Annotated in this window: 21 protein-coding genes and 1 pseudogene; 4 read left to right on the top strand and 18 right to left on the bottom strand. The window is 35.8% G+C overall.

The genetic code is table 11. The annotated features are described in order from the left end of the window. Positions 1 to 264, top strand: a pseudogene (locus ACW2QF_RS03505) (hypothetical protein); the annotation flags it as partial. A gap of 49 nt (positions 265 to 313) precedes the next feature. Here ACW2QF_RS03505 and ACW2QF_RS03500 read toward each other — a convergent pair. The 10 genes from ACW2QF_RS03500 to spoIIID all read right to left on the bottom strand — a co-directional run bounded on the left by ACW2QF_RS03500 (position 314) and on the right by spoIIID (position 8,474). After that, positions 314 to 874, bottom strand: a complete 561-nt coding sequence (locus tag ACW2QF_RS03500) for a helix-turn-helix domain-containing protein (protein ID WP_455714609.1) — start codon at positions 872 to 874, stop codon at positions 314 to 316. A 36-nt stretch (positions 875 to 910) separates the two neighbouring features. Then, the gene (locus tag ACW2QF_RS03495; RefSeq protein WP_455714608.1) at positions 911 to 1,888 is read right to left on the bottom strand and encodes a response regulator; all 978 of its coding nucleotides are present in this window, start codon (positions 1,886 to 1,888) and stop codon (positions 911 to 913) included. 145 nt (positions 1,889 to 2,033) lie between these two features. Beyond that, a complete protein-coding gene (locus ACW2QF_RS03490; RefSeq protein WP_455714607.1) occupies positions 2,034 to 2,825 on the bottom strand; it encodes an RnfABCDGE type electron transport complex subunit B in 792 nt (263 codons plus the stop codon). Positions 2,826 to 2,836: 11 nt separating this feature from the next. Then, the gene (gene rsxA / locus ACW2QF_RS03485) at positions 2,837 to 3,412 is read right to left on the bottom strand and encodes an electron transport complex subunit RsxA (RefSeq protein ID WP_455714606.1); all 576 of its coding nucleotides are present in this window, start codon (positions 3,410 to 3,412) and stop codon (positions 2,837 to 2,839) included. Continuing rightward, positions 3,413 to 4,129: an electron transport complex subunit RsxE gene (gene rsxE / locus ACW2QF_RS03480; protein ID WP_455714605.1), complete on the bottom strand. Its 717-nt coding sequence runs from the start codon at positions 4,127 to 4,129 to the stop codon at positions 3,413 to 3,415. A 12-nt stretch (positions 4,130 to 4,141) separates the two neighbouring features. Then, complete coding sequence (locus ACW2QF_RS03475; protein ID WP_455714604.1) at positions 4,142 to 4,792, bottom strand: RnfABCDGE type electron transport complex subunit G; 651 nt, start codon at positions 4,790 to 4,792, stop codon at positions 4,142 to 4,144. Between the two features lie 43 nt (positions 4,793 to 4,835). Then, entirely contained in the window at positions 4,836 to 5,723 is an 888-nt protein-coding gene (locus ACW2QF_RS03470) for an RnfABCDGE type electron transport complex subunit D (protein ID WP_455714603.1), read from the bottom strand. A gap of 38 nt (positions 5,724 to 5,761) precedes the next feature. Continuing rightward, positions 5,762 to 7,081 (bottom strand): electron transport complex subunit RsxC, encoded by a 1,320-nt coding sequence (gene rsxC, locus ACW2QF_RS03465; protein ID WP_455714602.1) that lies wholly within the window; start codon positions 7,079 to 7,081, stop codon positions 5,762 to 5,764. A gap of 298 nt (positions 7,082 to 7,379) precedes the next feature. Next, the gene (locus tag ACW2QF_RS03460) at positions 7,380 to 8,006 is read right to left on the bottom strand and encodes a TetR/AcrR family transcriptional regulator (RefSeq protein WP_455714601.1); all 627 of its coding nucleotides are present in this window, start codon (positions 8,004 to 8,006) and stop codon (positions 7,380 to 7,382) included. Between the two features lie 207 nt (positions 8,007 to 8,213). Continuing rightward, positions 8,214 to 8,474, bottom strand: a complete 261-nt coding sequence (gene spoIIID / locus ACW2QF_RS03455; protein ID WP_455714600.1) for a sporulation transcriptional regulator SpoIIID — start codon at positions 8,472 to 8,474, stop codon at positions 8,214 to 8,216. A 271-nt stretch (positions 8,475 to 8,745) separates the two neighbouring features. Between spoIIID and ACW2QF_RS03450 the strand changes: the two genes are divergently transcribed. Together ACW2QF_RS03450 and ACW2QF_RS03445 are read left to right on the top strand one after the other, a co-directional pair. Then, on the top strand, positions 8,746 to 9,642 hold the full coding sequence (locus ACW2QF_RS03450; protein WP_455714599.1) for a DMT family transporter: 897 nt from the start codon (positions 8,746 to 8,748) through the stop codon (positions 9,640 to 9,642). A 137-nt stretch (positions 9,643 to 9,779) separates the two neighbouring features. Next, entirely contained in the window at positions 9,780 to 10,073 is a 294-nt protein-coding gene (locus ACW2QF_RS03445; protein WP_455714598.1) for a hypothetical protein, read from the top strand. 163 nt (positions 10,074 to 10,236) lie between these two features. On the opposite strand, the gene nspC is transcribed toward ACW2QF_RS03445, so the two are convergent. The 6 genes from nspC to speD all read right to left on the bottom strand — a co-directional run bounded on the left by nspC (position 10,237) and on the right by speD (position 16,788). Next, positions 10,237 to 11,445, bottom strand: a complete 1,209-nt coding sequence (nspC, locus tag ACW2QF_RS03440; protein ID WP_455714597.1) for a carboxynorspermidine decarboxylase — start codon at positions 11,443 to 11,445, stop codon at positions 10,237 to 10,239. Between the two features lie 371 nt (positions 11,446 to 11,816). Continuing rightward, the gene (locus ACW2QF_RS03435; RefSeq protein WP_455714596.1) at positions 11,817 to 13,016 is read right to left on the bottom strand and encodes a saccharopine dehydrogenase family protein; all 1,200 of its coding nucleotides are present in this window, start codon (positions 13,014 to 13,016) and stop codon (positions 11,817 to 11,819) included. Between the two features lie 277 nt (positions 13,017 to 13,293). Continuing rightward, the gene (locus ACW2QF_RS03430; protein WP_455714595.1) at positions 13,294 to 13,545 is read right to left on the bottom strand and encodes a TIGR04076 family protein; all 252 of its coding nucleotides are present in this window, start codon (positions 13,543 to 13,545) and stop codon (positions 13,294 to 13,296) included. A 2-nt stretch (positions 13,546 to 13,547) separates the two neighbouring features. Then, positions 13,548 to 14,396 (bottom strand): polyamine aminopropyltransferase, encoded by an 849-nt coding sequence (gene speE, locus ACW2QF_RS03425; protein WP_455714594.1) that lies wholly within the window; start codon positions 14,394 to 14,396, stop codon positions 13,548 to 13,550. Between the two features lie 124 nt (positions 14,397 to 14,520). After that, positions 14,521 to 15,975 (bottom strand): aminotransferase class I/II-fold pyridoxal phosphate-dependent enzyme, encoded by a 1,455-nt coding sequence (locus tag ACW2QF_RS03420; RefSeq protein WP_455714593.1) that lies wholly within the window; start codon positions 15,973 to 15,975, stop codon positions 14,521 to 14,523. A gap of 9 nt (positions 15,976 to 15,984) precedes the next feature. Then, entirely contained in the window at positions 15,985 to 16,788 is an 804-nt protein-coding gene (gene speD, locus ACW2QF_RS03415) for an adenosylmethionine decarboxylase (protein ID WP_455714611.1), read from the bottom strand. A 321-nt stretch (positions 16,789 to 17,109) separates the two neighbouring features. Here speD and ACW2QF_RS03410 point away from each other — a divergent pair, with 321 nt between their 5' ends. Continuing rightward, positions 17,110 to 19,095, top strand: a complete 1,986-nt coding sequence (locus ACW2QF_RS03410; RefSeq protein ID WP_455714592.1) for a prolyl oligopeptidase family serine peptidase — start codon at positions 17,110 to 17,112, stop codon at positions 19,093 to 19,095. A 740-nt stretch (positions 19,096 to 19,835) separates the two neighbouring features. On the opposite strand, the gene ACW2QF_RS03405 is transcribed toward ACW2QF_RS03410, so the two are convergent. Together ACW2QF_RS03405 and aguB are read right to left on the bottom strand one after the other, a co-directional pair. Beyond that, positions 19,836 to 20,207, bottom strand: a complete 372-nt coding sequence (locus ACW2QF_RS03405; protein ID WP_455714591.1) for a DUF6897 domain-containing protein — start codon at positions 20,205 to 20,207, stop codon at positions 19,836 to 19,838. Then, the coding region (gene aguB, locus ACW2QF_RS03400; RefSeq protein ID WP_455714590.1) for an N-carbamoylputrescine amidase at positions 20,208 to 21,048 on the bottom strand (841 nt) is incomplete at its 5' end.

The raw sequence follows: 21,048 nt of genomic DNA, 5'->3' as shown, positions 1-21,048 counted from the left end.
ATTAATAGAATAGTAAGTGGTGATCTATTTATGTATTCTATAATTGTAGATCATGCAGCGTCAGATGGTACTGTCAAAACTTTATTTACTCACCCTGACAAAATATCTATTGATTTACTAAGAGAAACCTCTAAGATAACCATTAACCCTATGGATTATCTTGATCAGAAAATATGTTCTTATCCAAATTACGGTTCTCACCACTATCCTAATCCATATCTTACTTCCGTATATAGTGGTATGTTATTTAATTATTACTGTTAAGAAATCTATGGGGCATCTTCCTTAAGGAAGATGCCCCATATTAAATACCCTAGTCTTTTGAACTCAATCTTGTTTTTACATTCTTTCTAAAATCTGATGGAGAGATTCCCACTACGCTTCTAAATATTCTACTAAAGTAATTAGGATCTTTATACCCAACCATAATCCCCACCTGTTTAATAGGTTGATCCGAAGTTTGAATAATTTCCTTCGCACGGGTAATTCTGAGGTTTGTTAGATATTCAACAAATGTTTGATTTGTCTCTTCTTTAAATATCTTACTTAGATACTGGGAACTAACACCAACTCTTCCTGCTACGTCTTCTAGCGTTACATTCTTAACGAATTCACTATCGATAATATTAATGGCATCACTAACTGCTTTCGTATATAGACGATTCTGATCCATCTGACTATAATGAATATATTCAAATGTCTGGTGCGCCCACGCTTTCAATTCGTTACTTGGTATATTATTTACCGCTAATAGATAGTTAGTTAAATTATCTTGCGTGTAGGATTCCCAATCAAATGCAGTCATTGTATGTCGTGTCAGTACCAATAACTCAATGACTTTGCTTCTTCTTACCTCATCACTAAAATAATCCATGGTATCCAATAAATGATTTAAGTAATTTGAACTTTCTCAGTCATTTAACCGTAATGACTTAAGGTATTTTTTCTCTAAATCTTTATATAGATTATTATAAAACTCTTCCGAATCTTCTAAATTACTACGTGTATATCTATTAACTCGAAAGCTACGGATTGCATCCTGATAAGATGCATAGATATTACTAATTTCTTCAACCTTACCAATACCTAGATGTATATTAATTGATAACTTCATATTAATATCTTCTGTTATAGCATTAAGTAGTTCTTTTAACTTCTCTTTATTTTCTTCTGTTTCCTCGCAATTATATGATACATATAGTATAATACGTTTTCCCATCCTAGGACCAAAAACAAAACGAAACATACTACTATCATGTTCATGTATGCATTCATATATCTGCTGAATAACCGTCTGCTTATTAATCAACCTCATGTCCTCTGACTCTAACTCCAGATTAACCATGCAACCACGCATACTAATTCCTAAAAGATCTACATATTTTTTGATTTCTCTACTCGTTAGCTTACTAAAAACCACTGAATAAATATAACTATATTCGATATATTGCTTTGCCTCTTGGTATTCGGATGTAACGCTACAAATCGTACGTCTGTATTTCTCTATGCGCACAATTTCTTTCAAACAAAGATCTATAGCCTCACTTAATTCATAATCACTGGCTGGCATTGTAATATAGCTATCCGCTTTTAGTCTTATTGCTTCCTTTGCAAATTCAAGATATCCAAACTCCGATAATATAATTATGCGAGTTTCTACATTCTTTTGCCTTATCTTTTTTATTGCTTCTAAACCATTAACCCCTGTTAGCTTTACATTAATAATTGCAATATCTATATCTGTATCTTCGTGATTTAAAAGCTCTATAACTTCTCTTGAGGATCCTACAATGTTTATAATTTGGCAATCTCTATATTCTTTTGTAATAATTCCTTGGAGCTGTCTGATATATTCCATATCTCGCTCTGCAATAATTACTTTGTACATCTTAATCCCTCTTATATTGTATTAACCAACTTGTTCCATATCCCCTGCATTCTCCCCAATATTCAGTCACCAAGCATATATCGCTGGTGACTGAAACTTAACGAGTGTTCTGCTACATTTCCCCATAGTATCTATATATTCAACCCTACACAATTACCTTTACCGGACATTTCTCTGCGCATTGTCCACAATTTGTACACTTATTATAATCAATATAAGCAATATTATCAACTACAGAAATTGCCTCATCTTTACAATTTTTCTTACAAATCATACAACCGATACAACCAGCTTCACATGCAAGTTTTACGTCCTTACCTTTATCTTTAGAATTACATCTTACTAAATGTTTTGCTTTATAAGGAACAAGTTCAATTAAATTATTTGGACATTCCTCAATGCATTTACCACAAGCAACACATTTCTCTTTGTCTACTACGGCAATACCATTTACAATATGTATCGCATCAAAAGCACATGCATTTACGCAACTTCCATATCCCATACAACCATAGGAACACAATTTATCTCCTTTGCCGGGAATGAGTGCTACCTTCTTACAATCTCTTATTCCGTAGTAATTATATTTTCTATTTGTTTTATCACACGTACCTGCACATTTAACAAAGGCTACTTGCTTTTCCTTTTCTTCAGCCTCCACACCCATAATCTCACTGATTAATTTGGCTTTCTCAGATCCAGCTACAGGACAGGCATTGGATTTTGCCTCACCAGTCGCGATTGCTTTTGCTAAGGCATCGCAACCTGCGAATCCACAACCACCACAGTTATTGCCTGGTAATAACTCTCTAACCTTTAACTCTTTCTCATCCACTTCTACCTTGAACTTCTCTCCTGCAAGACCAAGAAGTAAACCAATTACTAAGCCTGTAATACTGACTATAAGTGTTGCCACAATAATTCCTTCTATACTCATACGTCTACCTCCTATAGTAATCCTGCAAATCCACAGAAGGCTATTGCCATAAGACCTGCAGTAATTAACACAATTGGTGAGCCTTTGAAGGATTTTGATATATCATTATGTTCGATACGTTCACGGATACCCGCCATAATTACAATTGAAATTGTAAAACCAACTGCTGTTCCAAAACCATTCACAACACTTGTTATGAAATTATACTCTTTTTGTACATTGATTAATGCAACACCAAGAACCGCACAGTTTGTTGTAATCAGTGGAAGATATACACCAAGAGAATTATATAAACTTGGACTAATCTTCTTAAGTACCATCTCTACAAATTGTACTAATGCTGCTATTACCAAGATGAATACAATCGTCTGCATGTAAGTCAAATTGGTTGGTACTAATATAAAATCATAGATCAAGCTTGTGCAGGCAGAGGCGATGGTAATTACGAAAATTACTGCAGCACCCATACCAGCCGCTGTTTCAACCTTTTTTGATACACCAAGGAACGGACATAGTCCTAAGAACTGACTTAATACAACATTATTAACTAAAGCTGACGCAATCAATACAAGAATTAGTTCTTTCATCTATTTTGTTCCTCCTTCCTTTGCCTTTGTTAACACTTCATGGTTAACTATACAATCTACACCATGACAAGTCCCACAGTTACCACCACAAGCAATTGTATTCTCTTTTCCTTCTCCATTAGTTGCAGAAGGTGCTTTTAATTTGTTCTGAATTGCTGTTAGCATCGCAAGTACAAAGAATGCACCTGGTGCTAGGATAAAGATTGTTGCTGGTTCATAAGAACTAGGCATAATACCAACATCGAAGATAGATCCATTACCAATGAATTCACGGAAAGCACCAATTAGTGTTAAGCCTACTGTGAATCCTAATCCCATTCCCATTCCATCAAAGATTGATAATACTACTGGGTTTTTAGAAGCGTATGCTTCCGCTCTACCTAAGATAATACAGTTAACAACGATTAACGGAATATAAATTCCAAGTGTATCATATAGTGATGGAATATATGCTTGTAAAACAAATTGTACAATTGTTACAAATGAAGCAACAACTACGATAAATGCTGGCATTCTTACTCGATCTGGTATCATCTTACGCAACATAGAAATCAACATATTGGACATAATTAAAACAATAGTTGTTGTCAATCCCATTCCCAAACCATTCATAGCTGATGTAGTTACCGCTAATGTGGGACACATACCAAGCATCAACACGAAGGTAGGATTTTCTTTGATAATACCATTATACAAACGCTCTATATACTTATTCATCTCTACACCCCCCTATTGAATTAAACAATTCTTAGCAAAATAGATGCCTGCATTCACAGCCCCTGTTACTGCTTCTGTTGTTATGGTCGCACCACTCAGTGCATCAATTTCATTTTTGCTATTTGCACCATTTTTACTATATATAAATAGATCTACATTCTTATCCTTGAACTGCTTCTTGAATTTACTTTCTGTTGCCTTCATACCAAGACCAGCAGTTTCATTAATTGATAGGATCTCCATACCTGTTACTGTTCCATCCAAACGAATACCGAGAGAAATCTTAATATCTCCACCGTAACCATTAGCTGTTGTTACAGTCATTACATAGCCAATCAAGGAATCAGAAGAATCATATGCCTCTAACGCTTCATTAATTGTTATTCCTGAGAAATCTGATGCTCCATCCGTATCGGATAATATATCAGCTGATTTCTCAACTACTGCAGTAACCGTTTCACTTTCCTGAAAATATTCTGCATCTTTAAGCACTAATTGATAGGCTTTTTGTTTTGCTTCTTGTTCTTTCTCCTTGATTGGATCCTTTGTTATCTCATATACAAAACCTAATAAGATGCCAGCTACTAAAGTAATGCAAAACAATGCTAATGCATCTTTAATTATGGTATGGTTACTCTTATCTTTCTTATTTGCTTTATTCATGTCTAGCACGCTCCTTTCCAAATGGTATTGGAAGCGTAACCTTCTAAATCAATGGTACTAATAAATTACTGAAGATAATAGCATACGATACCCCTTCAGCAGAGCCTCCGAACATACGAAAGATTCCCGTAAGTACTCCAAGTAAGATACCATATACAACCTGTCCCATTGGCGTTATTGGACTTGTTACATAATCCGTAGCCATGAAGAATGCACCAAGGATTAATCCACCTCCAAAGAGATGCGTTAATAAGAATGTAGTATCAAACCCTTCTCCCCCGAATATTAGAATAAAGGCCATAAAACTTGCTATATACGTTAATGGAATACGAAGTGATATTACTTTTCTAAACAATAGATATGCAGCTCCTATTAACAAAGCTAGGGCTGAAGTCTCTCCTATTGTTCCTGATATATTACCAAGAAACATACTTGTAACGGATGCCGTTTTCTCTCCACTTTTTAGTAAGGCAAGTGGTGTTGCCCCTGTGATTCCGTCATATGTAAATGTAGTCATTCTACCTGCAAATGATATTAATAGAAAACATCTTGCAGCAAGTGCTGGGTTCATGAAGTTTTGACCCAAGCCGCCATACAGTTGCTTAACTACTAATATTGCAAACACACCACCTATAATTGGTATCCATAGTGGAACACTTGATGGTAAATTCAAGGCCAGTAGCAACCCTGTTACAAGGGCGCTCAGATCATTTGTTGTGATCTTCTTATGCATACACTTTTCATATATGTACTCTGTTAACACACAAGTTGCTATAGTAACTAATATAATTAATAATGCTTCCAATCCAAAATTAATAACTCCAGCTATACTGGCCGGTACCAACGCAAGTGCTACATCTCGCATAATTGTGCTTGTAGAATCCTTGCCTCTTACGTGTGGTGATGCCGATACATTCAATAAATCATTCACGATTTTGCACCTCTCATTTCGTTGTCCTTATTCATATCCTATTTTTTCTTGCTATCTAAGATACTTCTTCTCGTTTGCTTAAATGCCTGTGTTAACCTTAATCTGGCTGGACAGACGAATGTACAACAACCACATTCATAACATTCCATGCCATTTAATTTCACAAAACCTTCATTATCGAAGTTATTAGCACACTCATACATCTTTTGAGGAATCAATTTACATGGACAGGCCTTAACACAACGCCCACAACGTATACACGCCGTAGGTTCATACTTAGCTACCTCATCCTTTGTCATACAAAGTAGTGCAGACGAAGTCTTCGTTACTGGTACATCTAATGAGAATAGTGCAAGCCCCATCATTGGTCCACCAGATATGATCTTTTCTGCTTTAGTAATAAAGCCCCCTGCTTCTTCTACCAACTCCCTATAGTTTGTTCCTGTCTTAACATTAAAGTTACGTGGATCCTTAATGGCATCTCCTGTAACAGTTATAATCCTTCTCATAAGGGGTGTAGATTCACATACCGCCATATAGATTGATATCGACGTATCGATGTTGTTAACTACAACTCCTACATCAGCAGGAAGCATGGAGGAATTAATCTTTCTTCCTGTACATGCATAGATTAACTGACGTTCTGCGCCTTGCGGATATTTGGTTTTAAGAACTTGAAGCTTAATTCTTTCTTCACTTTGAACAAATTCTTGTAACTTCTTGATTGCTTCTGGTTTATTATCTTCGACCGCGATGATTCCTGTCGCATTCTCAAATAGCGATAATTCGACCTTCAAACCCTTAATAATCTTTTCTGTCTCTTCCAACATCATACGATAATCTGATGTAAGATACGGTTCACACTCTGCTCCATTTACAATTACGTATTCAATTTTACTATCATCTTTTGGTGTGATTTTAACATGGGTAGGGAATCCGGCACCTCCCATACCAACAAGACCTGCTTCTTTAACAATGTTACGAATCTCTTCCTTTGAAAGTTTCGTATAATCTCGTTGCTGTCCAATCGCAGGAACTGTCTCGTACAATCCATCATTCTCTACTACAATAACGGTTTCTTTGTTACCCGATACAACTAATCGTTTCTCAATTGCCTTCACCGTACCTGAGACAGATGCAACTACATTAGCGGATATAAACCCTTGTGCTTCTCCTATAATTTGTCCAGCAAGAACTCGGTCTCCAACTCCTACTATAGGTTTTGCAGGTGCCCCTATATGTTGAGACAGCGGATAAACTAGCTCGCCTTTTGGTAGAACCTCTTTTACAAGTTTATCCTTTGACAATTCCTTGCCGTCATAAGGATGAATTCCACCTCTAAATGATGCCAATCCCATCTTTATCCCTCTTTTCTTTAATATTTTGCTATGTATAAGGTTACTAACTACTTTTTACTACTATTGATACTAGAACAAGCAGAATTTATAGATAGATATTCCTATATTATACAGAATTTTTACTTTATAATCAATAAATGATATATTTTTTAGATATATTTTGTTGAATTCAGTCAATAAATCTGCTATGTTTCTGTCAGTAAATACAACAAAAGTACACTGCACATAAAAAAGTCTTGTCTACTAAATACTGAAGCATCTAATACACAAGACTTATATTTTGATTAAAGTATATCCTTTATTGATTTGTATTCATTATCGGTTGTAAGAGTAATTTTAGCGATTCTTTAAAATATTCCGAGCTGGTTTTATTATGTTCCCGAATATAATGATCTTCTCTTGGTATGACTCTTTGAGCTAATCCAAGTAGTAACGTCAAAATAACTTCTATCTCATCAGATAATTCCTTATTTTTTCGTATACTTCCATCTTGTATTCCTTCATAATAATAACTTACTGCAGGGCTTGTATATGCATTATTGAAGGAAACATACTCATCTGCTTCGTCACTATCTGGATATACACCAGTGAAGATCTGATCAAACTCATCTAGAAATCGTATCTTCTCAGGGTTTTCTATCATTGTCTCTGTCATAATATTCAGATACAGTTTAAGCTTGTCATATCCCTTCATATCTGCTGTTATTTGATCTTCAATTGAGACTTCCTGTAGTTCAACTAATATATCCTTAGCGATATAGAACGATATAGCTTCCTTACTAATAAAATGCCGATATAGTGTACTTCGTCCTATCCCAACCTGTTTTGCTATGTCTTTCATCTCGGTTCTTCGCATACCCTGTTGTAAAAACAGTTGCCTTGTCACTTCTATTATTCTCTTATCAACTTCATCTAGTGTTCTCATACTTTCCCCATTTCTACACACAGCTTTTACGCATCTCTCTTATTATTAAGATAAGTCAAGGGTGTCAACTTAGGTTTTAGTACTATTCCTAGGTTCTAGTATCATTATAAAAACATATCTCTAGCCTTGTCAAGGTTCTCATAAATACCAATATAATATGAAAGGGCCATCATACTAAGCCCTTCTTAATACGACAGCCCTTATAAATTATCTCTCTCCTACTCTGTGCAGGTATTTCTCTCTTGTTGCAAGACCACCTCGAATATGTCTCTCTGACTTGTTTAAATCAAGTACGACACGTGCTCGTTCGGCAAGGGCGCGATTAATATATGGAAGTCGCTCCGTTACGTCTTTATGTACCGTCGATTTGGATATCCCAAATTTCTTTGCGGTTTGCCTTACTGTTGCATTGTAATCGATAATATAATTCGCTATATCGACTGCTCGCTCTTCTATGTACCCTTTCAAGAGGAGTCCCCCTAGTAACCTTGTTTTTACAATCTATGCTTACCATAGGGATTTTATGCAGTGCTTATTATATAATTACGAACTATCTTGGAAAGCTCCTACCACATCAACAACAAGTTCAACTGCCGTATGTTTAGCATTCGTTGAAGGGATTTATTTTTTCTATTATTATACGAAAGAAGTATATACTTTTAAGTTATATAACCAGTATAATAGTAATTAGCGCCTTCATCATAATAACGCTATAAAAATCAAACAAAGGATGTGCAATATGAAAACAAAAAACATTACTTATTTAGCCAAATTAGCTCTTTTTGTAGCAGCATTAATTTGGGGTAGTTCCTTCTTCATTTTAAAAAATACAGTGAATGTATTTCCGCCTAATATGCTCTTAGCAATACGCTTTATTATTGCTTTTATATTATTAGGTGGAATCTATCATAAACGACTCCGCTTAATTAATAAGACCTATGTGATCTCAGGCTTAATTATTGGTTTCTTCCTATTCATCGCATACTGTACCCAGACTATTGGTTTGACAGATACCACCCCTGGTAAAAATGCTTTCTTAACTGCTATTTATTGTGTATTGGTCCCATTCCTATATTGGTTTGTTAATCACACACGACCAGACCTCTATAACTTTCTTGCCGCATTACTTTGCTTTATCGGTATTGGATTTGTATCATTAACAAGCAACCTAACTATTGCAACTGGTGATTTACTTACCTTGCTTGGCGGTTTTTTCTTTGCTGTACATATGATTGCTGTGGCCAAATTAACTAAAGACAGAGATCCTATCCTTATAACCATCCTACAGTTTGGGTTTGCCGGTATCTTCTGCTTGATTACCTCTCTTATCTTTGAGAGCTTCCCTAAGATATCACATATATCAACTGGCTCAATCTTTAATCTCTTATACCTAGCCATTTTTGCAACTGCAATTGCTTTATTACTACAAAATGTAGGACAAAAGTATACACATCCATCTGCTGCCTCCTTAATCTTAAGCCTAGAATCGGTATTTGGTGTGATATTCTCCGTCATGTTCTTTGGTGATACGCTCAGTGCAAAATTAGTAATTGGTTTTATATTGATTTTTATCTCAATCATCGTATCAGAGACTAAATTATCATTCTTGAGAAAAGAACGAAACAAATCTATATAGACGCTACTGTCCCATTGTTTTATATTACGAATTCGTGTATAATATTTATTAAATAAAACAATTTAATTATTCTTCCTTCACGCAGTACTAGTAACTTATTGACATGGATCAAACCGTAGTAGAAAGGATGTGGATATATGAAATGTTTAAGAACGAGTTTGCCAGTAGAGGCGATCCAATATGAACTAGACCACGGAATAGAAGATGGATTTGAACTATGGAGTAATATCGTAGTAAACGGATGGATTAACTCCAATAATCTAGTTAAAATCACTCGTAACGATGGGACTGTCGTTTGCCCATATATCGATACAAGGCGTGGTCGTTCTTTTATTAAGGTTGGTGATTACATAATTACGGAATCTGTTGGAGATCGAATTGTATGCGGAGAAGATAAATTCTTTCAACGTTATGAAGTAATTGAAAATTAATAGATGCAAAAGACTGTCGCTTAATTTTTAGAATTTAATAAATGTCATAAAAAAATACCAAGCAAGTGTGTGGCCATGAAGAATACAATATATACGTCATAGCCATTCAACTTCTTGGTATTATTTCTTTACCATAATGTAAATATGTTATATAAAGACTTTACTATGATAACCTTCCTTTAAAGTCTTCATACCCAAATGTTTTAACTACTTCTATTCCTCGCTCTTTACTATATAACACAATAGAAGGCAAATTAATTCCATTGAACGTATTGTTCTTAACCATGGAATAATGAGACATATCACAGAATAAAAGTTTATCCCCTTTTCGTAAGGGTTCTTCGAAAGAATAATCTCCAATTACATCTCCCGCTAAACAGGTTGAACTAGATAAACGATATGTATGCTTCATTACTTCTGGTTCATCTGCTCCAATAATCTGTGGTCGATATGGCATCTCCAGTACATCTGGCATATGGCACTCTGCTGAAGTATCAAGTAATGCAATATCCATTTCATTCTTAACCAAATCAAGTACTTTCGTTACCAATACACCAGTATCAACACCAACTGCCTCACCTGGTTCAAGGTAGACCTCAACATCATACTTGTCTTTCACATAAGTAATCAGTTTTTCCAATAATACAATATCATAGCCCGGTTTTGTAATATGATGTCCACCGCCAAAATTAATCCATTTCATCTGCTTCATATATGGAGAAAACTTCTCTTCCACAGCCTTAATAACACGTTTTAACACGTCAGAACCTTGTTCACACATCGCATGAAAATGGAGCCCTTCTAAACCGTCTAAAGCACCTGGATCTTTATTAAGTTCTTCTTCTAATCTCTTAAAGGTAACACCAAATCTAGAATATTGAAAACAAGGATTATACAAATCAACATCTACTTCCGAATATTCTGGATTAATACGAAGTCCACATGAGATATGTCTATCCACAGCCTTAACTCGATTTCTAAAAGTTGTCCACTGTTCGAAGGAGTTAAACACAATATGATCGCTGATACCTAAAATCTCATCAAATTCTTCTTCCTTATAAGCCGGAGAATAGATATGAACTTCCTTCCCAAACTCCTCCCTACCAAGCTTTGCTTCGAATAACCCACTAGCCGTCGTACCACTTAGATACTTAGCTAGCAACGGATACACACGATACATAGAAAAAGCTTTCTGCGCTAAAAGAATCTTACACCCCGTTCTCTTAATCACGTCCTCTAAAATCTGTGCATTACGCTCAACTAGATCTTCGATTACAACATAAGATGGAGTGGGGAATTGATTGATAACTTCAATTGGAATCTCTATTCCTTCATATATTACAACGTTTTTCTTTTTATCAAATCTATTCATAAATCCTCTTCTCTATCTGTCTAGATATTAGACATAAACAATCCAACCACAAACAACTTTACTAAATCAATAACCAGCAAAACTCTCTACACCGTAAAACTGGCTTCTCATGCTAACATATGATATCTAAGAAACGATAGCGAAATACCTCTAGTACTTCTTAGTATGTACTAAAAAACCTAGGAAGGCGAGACAAGGATGTCGAGCCAGCCTGAGCTGAGGCAGGATGCCGAATCGAAGGCGTTTCCGCCCCCTAACATGTCTTACGTACATACTTAGAAGTACTTAGGTATGTAGCGTGTTTCGTGATATCATATGTTAGCTTAAGAAGCCTTTCTACACCTACATAGAGTTTTGCGTCCCTAATATAATTAATCCACAAGCGTAGGGTTAAAATCCTCAATCCATGGAAGTCCATATTTATTCAATGCTTCCATGAATGGGTCTGGATCAAATTCTTCAACGTTGAATACGCCTGGTTTCTTCCATTTTCCTGTCATAACCATAGCAGCACCAATCATCGCTGGTACACCAGTGGTATAAGAGATTGCTTGTGAGCCGACTTCTTTGTAACATTCTTGGTGATCACATACGTTATATACATAATATGTTTTTTCTTTACCATCTTTAATACCTTTGAAGATACAACCAATGTTAGTCTTACCAACCGTTCTTGGTCCCAGTGACGCTGGATCTGGTAACACCGCTTTTAAGAATTGTAGAGGCACAATCTTCTTACCTTCAAATTCGATAGGTTCAATTGAAGTCATTCCTACATTCTCAAGGCATTTAAGATGTGTTAAGTAACTTTGACCGAAAGTCATGAAGAAACGGATTCTCTTAATTCCCTTAATATTAATACCTAGAGACTCTAATTCTTCATGATGAAGAAGATACATATCCTTTTCTCCAACTTGATCGAAGTTATATACTCTCTTGATCTCCATTGGTTCAGTCTCTACCCATTCCCCATTCTCCCAGTAGCTTCCCTTAGCTGATACTTCTCGAATATTGATTTCAGGATTGAAGTTTGTTGCGAATGGATATCCATGATCACCACCATTACAATCAAGAATATCAATTTCATGTATCTCGTCAAAATAATGTTTCATTGCATAAGCAGAGAACACGCCTGTTACACCTGGATCGAATCCGCAACCAAGAAGCGCTGTGATCCCCGCTTTTTCAAAGCGTTCTCTGTAATCCCATTGCCATTTGTATTCGAATTTAGCAGTATCAAGTGGCTCATAATTTGCTGTATCCATATAATCTACTTTCGTAGCTAAACAAGCATCCATAATTGTAAGATCTTGATATGGAAGAGCTACATTGATTACGATATCTGGTTTTACCTCATTAATTAATGCAACTAATTCATCTACGTTATCTGCATCTACCTGTGCAGTAGTGATTTTTGTTTTCCCACCATCTAATTTTTCTTTTAATGCATCGCACTTTGACTTTGTTCTACTTGCAATACAGATTTCTTCAAATACCTCTGAATTTTGGCAACATTTATGTACTACTACGCTGGCAACTCCGCCAGCACCGATTATTAATGCTTTTCCCATATTCTTATTCGGAATACACTATCTTATGTAATTCCTTCCTCCTTTTTTGGTTATTATCTAATTTATTGATGTACTTGTGTAATTTAAGTGTTAAGTGCAAAACTCTGTATATATGTCTATAGCTTCTTTGCTGGTGTACTATGACACGAAACATATCTACGTTATTAAGAGTTTTGCTTTTTTACTTTATAGATACACAAGTACGGGTGTAAGTTATGGAATAAATAAATATTCTCGATATTCATTATTAATAATTAAGCCTTTATCACAAAATCTCCTAGTCATTATCAACTTCACAATGAACACATACACGTCCTTCATCCGGACATCTTGCATCAAACATTTTTCTTCGTTCAGTACCATAATCTAAAACTGCACCATTTTTAAGCGCATACAGTGATGGATAAATAATATTCCATAATTCATGACAAATCGGAGGACACAAATTATCTACTATAAAAGTGTCACCCTTTTTCAAATATGCACCTCTACATCGACTCTCTGTCACAGTTATCTTTACTTTACTCAATACTACTCCTCTTCTAGCAATTCCATCACATAATTAGGTAATGCAAATGCTCCAAGGTGTAAATTCGTATTATAATACTTCGTCTTAAGACCTAAACCGTTCCATTCATCCGATTTTAGATCCTTAATTGGTGATAAACCTTTTGAGGCAAATCCAAATAGCCAATGGCCCGATGGATAGGTTGGTATATGCATCTGATATACCATACTGATAGGGAATACTGACTTGATATGCTTATGTGCGCGTTGCATCGCCTTCAAATCATTTTCATAATAAGGACTTTCATGCTGATTGATCAAAATTCCCTGTTCCGTTAATGCTTTAAAACAGTTTCCATAAAACTCTTTTGTGAAGAGTCCTTCTCCTGGTCCGAATGGATCTGTGGAATCTACTATGATTAAATCATATTCGTTCACAGGTTTTCTTACAAACTTCAACCCATCTTCATAATAGATGTGAACTCTCTCGTCTTCTAATTTACATGCTGTTTGTGGTAGGTATTCTTTACACACAGTAACAACTTCTCTATCAATCTCAACCATGTCAATCTGTTCAATGGTTTCATATCTCGTTAATTCACGAATGGTTCCACCATCCCCTGCACCAATTACTAAAACCTTCTTAATATCAGGATTTACTGCCATTGGTACATGGGTAATCATCTCATGATAGACGAACTCGTCTTTCTCTGTAACCATAAGAAAACCATCTAATGTTAGTACCTTACCAAATTCCTTTGTTTCAAATACATCGATTCTTTGAAAATCTCCTTGTTTGCTAACAAGTTGTTTATCTACTTTAATGGAGAATCGAACATTCTTTGTATGTTCTTCTGTAAACCATAATTCCACTAACGTCACTCCTCCTATTTTCATAACATAGGATTCGAATGTCAAAAGGTCAGTATTTATAATATTGCAGGCAAAACTTTATCTACATTTTCACTAAGACCTTTTGACCTCCGACCCATCACAACTAGTTCCGTGTAACTACATTAATATTTTCAATCTTCATATCCTGTGTACCTGTCATAAAGCAACCCTTTTCCTTGGCATACAGGATATAATTCACGATATCATATGTAATTTTCTCTCCTGGTGCTAAGATTGGAATTCCTGGTGGATAACACATTACGAATTCTCCACAGATTTCACCAGCACTTTCTACAATCGGAATGGAGTGCTTTTCCCCATAGAATGCCTGTTGTGGAGCCATAACCACATCTGGATTAATATATTCATGGTCAAACAGACCTGTTTTATCCTTCTCATAAAGCCTCTTAATCTCCGATAAAGCGGATATCAGACGTTCAATCTCAAGATTTCGATCGCCTGCTGAAACAATTGCTAAGATATTACCAATATCTCCGAATTCAATCTGAATATCATATTCATCACGTAGCAAATCATAAACTTCAATTCCAGCAAGTCCAATGGCTCTTGTGTGTATGGACAATTTCGTTTTATCAAAAGCATAGACCGCATCACCATCTACTAATTCCTCCGCAAATGCGTAATACCCGCCTAATTTATTAATCTCTTCTCTTGCGTACTGTGCAAACTCTACTGTCTTACGAAACATTTCCTTGCCGTTCATACTAAGATTCTTCCTTGCAATATCAAGGGAAGACATAAGTAGATACGAACCACTGGTTGTTTGTGTAAGATTAATAACCTGTCTTACATAGTCTGCATTCATACTCTTGTTGCATAACAAAATGGAACTCTGTGTAAGGGAACCACCTGTTTTATGCATACTAACAGCTGCCATATCAGCGCCTGCTGCCATAGCTGAAACTGGCATATTTTCTCCAAAGTAAAAATGTGTCCCATGGGCTTCATCAACCAAAACAAGCATATCATGTTCATGAGCCAAGGTAACAATCTGTTGCAAATCAGAACAGATTCCATAATACGTTGGGTTATTAACCAGAATTGCTTTTGCATCTGGATTATTTATAATTGCCTCTTTTACGTCTTTAACCGACATACCAAGAGGTATTCCAAGTTCCTTATTAATACCTGGATTTATGTAAATTGGTAATGCCCCACATACAACTAATGCATTAATCGCACTACGATGGACATTTCTTGGCATTATAATCTTGTCGCCTGCCTTACAAGTGGACATAACCATCGCTTGTACTGCGGCCGTTGTTCCGTTCACGATAAAGAATGCCTCGTCTGCACCAAATGCCTCTGCCGCCAGCTCCTGTGCTTCTTTTATTACCGACACGGGATGACACAGATTATCAAGTGGTTTCATTGAATTGACGTCAAGTCTAAGACAAGTCTCTCCAAGGAAATATTTCAACTCCTTGTTACCTCGTCCTCCTTTATGTCCTGGTACGTCAAAATGGGCAATTCGTTTTGAGTCATGTTGTTTTAGAGCCTCATATAAAGGCATACGTTCTTGTGATTGTTCTCCCATGATGCCCTCCTAATATATATTCATACCACTAAAAATCTCAATCATTTCCTTACGAAGACTGTCCGTTATGGCAAGTCTTTGTTTTGGTGGAAGTTCATAAGCATCTTGATTGAATAAGTAATTTTGTAATTCAATCTCTTTGATTAACAGTTTCGTATGAAATATATTGGACTGATATACATTTACATCGATGGCATCGTACCGCTGTAGAGTCTTCTCATCAATGTAATTCTGTATAGAAGTAATATCATGGTCAATAAAAAACTTCTTACCTTCAACATCGCGCGTAAAACCACGTACTCGGTAATCAATTGTTATGATATCCGAGTCAAAGCTTGAAATCAGGTAGTCTAAAGCATTTAGTGGTGATACTTCACCACACGTAGATACATCAATATCTACACGAAAAGTGGAAATTGCATTGTCCGGATGATATTCAGGAAATGTATGTACCGTTACATGACTCTTATCAAGATGAGCATGTACCATGTCACGTTTTTCCGTTACATATTTACCTAAATTGCAGGATTCGTCAATATTCTCCGTTGCAAGTGAATCTTCTGCAATAAGTATATTGACACTTGCACCTTGTGGTTCATAATCCTGCTTGGAGATATTAAGAATGTGTGCGCCAATCATATCGGTTACATCACATAATATCTTCGTTAATCGGTCCGAGTTATATTGCTCGTCAATATATCTGATATAATCTTTTTGCTCTCGCTCACTTTTTGCATAGCAAACATCATAGATGTTGAAGCTAAGTGTTTTTGTGAGGTTGTTAAAGCCATACAGTGTCAGCTTTTTTTCCAACCCTAACATCACAACCTTTCTTATATGATTAATGCGACTATTACCATCATGCATATGATAATTACGCGAATGCTCTAAATAACATGTTCCTTATTATATTTCGTTTTCGTATAAATCTCACGTTATTTCTAGCTTTCAATAGCTTACCATGTTTTGGCATAAATTTCAATTATTGAAATTATAAGATTCTACAAAAATATGCTAATTTGAGTCATGGTTATTTTATGAATTAACAACTATAATGTACTTATTATTAAAATAGAGTAATCTTTTGACTCATACTCTAATAACTATCTACAAATGAAAGGATATGATAATACAATGAAACAATTACAACTTAATGATTTTTTTAAATATCAATTTTTATCTGGAATCACCTATTCACCAAACGGCAAAGCAACTGCAATAACGGTCTCTACTTGTAATGCAGAAGACAATTGTTATAACAGTAATATATGGGTAAAAGAGCATGGTGATTTCCGTCAACTAACAACAATGGATAAAGAACGTTCGTTTATATGGAAAGATGATGAGACACTCCTATTCCCTTGTGTAAGAAGCGAGTCAGATAAGAAACGTGTTACTGCAAAAGAAGAATTCACACCAATCTATGAAATTAATATTCATGGCGGTGAGGCTAAGAAAGCTTTTGAACTTCCATTCTCAGCTCAAAAACTGCAATTAATAAAAGAGGACTTATATCTAGTTACTGGTTCTATCGATTGTACCTACCCTGATTACTATTTAATGAATAAGGAGGATAAAGAAGCTGTAGCAAAAGCAAGAGAAAAAGAAGAAGATTATGAAGTACTTGATGAACTTCCTTTCTGGTTCAATGGTGGTGGATTCATCAACAAAACTCGTACTAGACTATTCTTATATAATGCAAAGACGAATAAATGTAAAGCAATTACCTCACCTTCCTTCGATGTCTCCCAGGCAATTATAGATGGCGATATGATTTATTACGTAGGCGTTTCTTATACCAAAAAACGTGAAACTTATGATCATCTGTATCGCTATAACATAACTACCAAAGAAACAACTGCTTTGTATGATGGCAACGAATATTTTATAAACCATATTGAAGCTTTTGATGATAGCATCGTGCTAGTAGCTTCAAAAGGTGACCGTTATGGAATTAATGAGAATGCTGATTTCTATCTAATTGATAAACACACTTTAGAAATGACGTTCCTTTGTGAAAATGATGATAATACATATTCCTGCGTAGGAAGCGATTGTCGATACGGTAGCTCTTCTTCCATGGAGGTATATAATAATGTATTGTACTTTGTTACAACAAGAAGAAATGCTTCCCACATCTATTCCATTACAAAAGATGGTGTTATTACACCTATTCTTACAAAAGAAGGTTCTGTAGACGGATTAACAATTACAAATGATACAATAACTTGCATTGGTATGTATGATAATAAGCTACAAGAATGCTACACTTGTGATCTAACTGGGGATTCATTTACCCAAATAAGCAATTTCAATTCCGATGTATTATCCGATGTGTACGTTGCAACACCTGAGAAGCTCACAGTTACATCTGGAGACCTTGATATTGATGGCTGGATTCTTCGTCCATATGAATATGATCCTTCTAAATCATATCCCGCAATCTTGGATATACACGGTGGACCAAAGACTGTTTATGGAGAAGTAATCTATCATGAGATGCAATACTGGGCAAACCACGGGTATTTTGTATTCTTCTGTAACCCAAAAGGTTCAGACGGTCGCGGTCGTGAATTCGCTGACATCCGCGGTAAATACGGCACAGTGGATTACCAAAATATCATGGATTTCACAGATGCAGTATTAGAGAAATATCCTCAGATTGATAAGGCCCGCATTGGTGTTACTGGTGGATCTTACGGTGGATTTATGACAAACTGGATTATTGGGCATACCAATCGTTTTGCATGTGCCGCTTCCCAACGTTCCATCGCAAACTGGATTTCCTTCTACGGAACATCGGATATTGGATATTATTTTGCAGAGGATCAGAATGCTTCTAATATCTATGAAACACAAGAGAAACTATGGTGGCACTCACCTCTTCGTTATGCAAATCAGGTAACTACTCCAACGCTTTTCATTCACTCTAATGAAGATTACCGTTGCCCAATGTCAGAGGGCATGCAGATGTATACTGCTCTTATGGACAAAGGTGTTGATGCAAGGCTTTGTTACTTCAAGGGTGAGAACCATGAATTAAGCCGTTCTGGAAAACCGCTTCATAGGGAACGTAGATTAAAAGAAATTACGAAATGGATGGATAAGTATCTTAAATAAGGTTTATTGATGCACTTGTGCATTTTTGTTATGAATGCAAAACTCCTTTTATATTTTCATGGCTTCTTAGCTGGCGTACTATAACACGAAACACGCTACACATCTAAGTACTTCTAAGTGTGTACAGTTGAGGGATCCAAACGATACGGAATCGCCTTCGATTCGGCATCCTGCCTCAGCTCAGGCTGGCTCGGCATCCTTGCCTCGCCTTCCTAGGTTATACTGTACACACTAAGAAGTACTATAAGATGTTTCGCTATCGTTTCTTAGTTATAGTTCGCTAGCTAAGAAGCAGATCTACACTATTTAGAGTTTTGCTTTTCTACTTTATCGATACACAAAAACATATAAGATAATGAATAAATATTAAAACATATTATAAAAGGAGACGCTTCAATAACTGTGGCTGTCTCCTCTTATAATATGTTTTATTTGCAAGCCCATTCTTAGCCTTAACCCAATTTAATTAACTTTCATTTTTATTTTCCGTTTGTTAACTAAATTATAGACAGTCCATAAAACTGGAATCTCTTGGAATCAAATCTTCTTCACTATATATCTTTCTTAAATTCATTTCGCACCGCCAAATTCAAATTTTCCCTCTATTTATCTACTTCTAGAATCTAAAAAAGACTTTATCTCATTACTAATTTTCTCATACTCATAATCATGAACATAGTGAGGGCAATCCAGTTCTATATATTTTCCTCGTTAATCTTATATTCATCAACGGTACAAACTTAATCAAGTATAAATGCATTTTTCTTTCCGTTCTTTCCTTTTGGATATTCTCTTATACGAGTAATATAATCCAAATTCACTACTTCAATAGTACTTTTGTTTTCAATTAATATTGCTCCATCAGAAACTTCCTTAATTACTCCAGTTATTTGTGAGTTGAATGTATATATAAGACACTCTTTATTAATAAACTTTTTTGCAAATTCTAACATCTGTTTGCTTCCTCCACTTTTTTTTGATTTGATTAACTGTTTTATCATAACTTGTTTGTTTCTTGAATTATGAATTAAACTAAAAAACAATGGTAAAAATATAGCAATGTAAATTGCTGGTTGCAAATAATTCACCTCCAAATCCAAATCATTACTCATCTATCTCCTAGAATCCAAATGATACAATTCTTCATACATCTCTGGGCGTCTGTCACGGAATACTCCCCAACCAATTCGTAAATCCCAGATTGCATCTAAATCAAACTCTGCTACTAGTACACATTCTGATTCACGGTCAGCACTAGCAACTAGAGCTCCTGTCTCATCTGCAATGAAAGATGATCCATAGAACTTCATACTGCTATCCCCTTCTGTCTCTACTCCAATACGGTTAGATGCCACAACAGGCATAATGTTAGCAGCTGCATGCCCTTGCATACAGCGTCTCCAGTGTTCCATACTATCCACTGTCATAACAGGTTCTGACCCAATTGCTGTTGGATATAATAAAATCTCAGCTCCCATAAGCGCCATGCATCTAGCTGTTTCAGGAAACCACTGATCCCAACAGATCCCAACTCCAATTTTACCATACTTGGTATCCCAAACTTTAAATCCCGTATCTCCAGGAGAGAAATAGAATTTCTCTTCATAACATTCCCCACATGGAATATGTGTCTTTCGATATGTACCTAATACCGTTCCATCTGCATCAATCATTGCCACAGTATTAAAAGTAGTATTCCCTGCTGCCTCGTAGAAACTGACAGGTATAACCACATTAAGTTCCTTCGCAATCTTCTTAAAATGATTAACTGCAGGATTTTCTTCAAGAGCAGTTGCCAAACGATAATACTCATACACTTCCTTCTGACAAAAGTAAGGCATCTCAAACAACTCTTGTAACAAGATAATATTGGCCCCTTGATTCGCCGCTTGTCTAACAAGGGATTCTGCTTTATGTAATGTCTCTTCTCTATCCCTAGAGCAAGGCGTCTGC

The sequence above is a fragment of the Anaerosporobacter sp. genome (assembly GCF_965301125.1).
The sequence above is the reverse complement of the archived record's forward strand: the minus strand, read 5'-3'. Positions and strand labels throughout refer to the sequence as shown.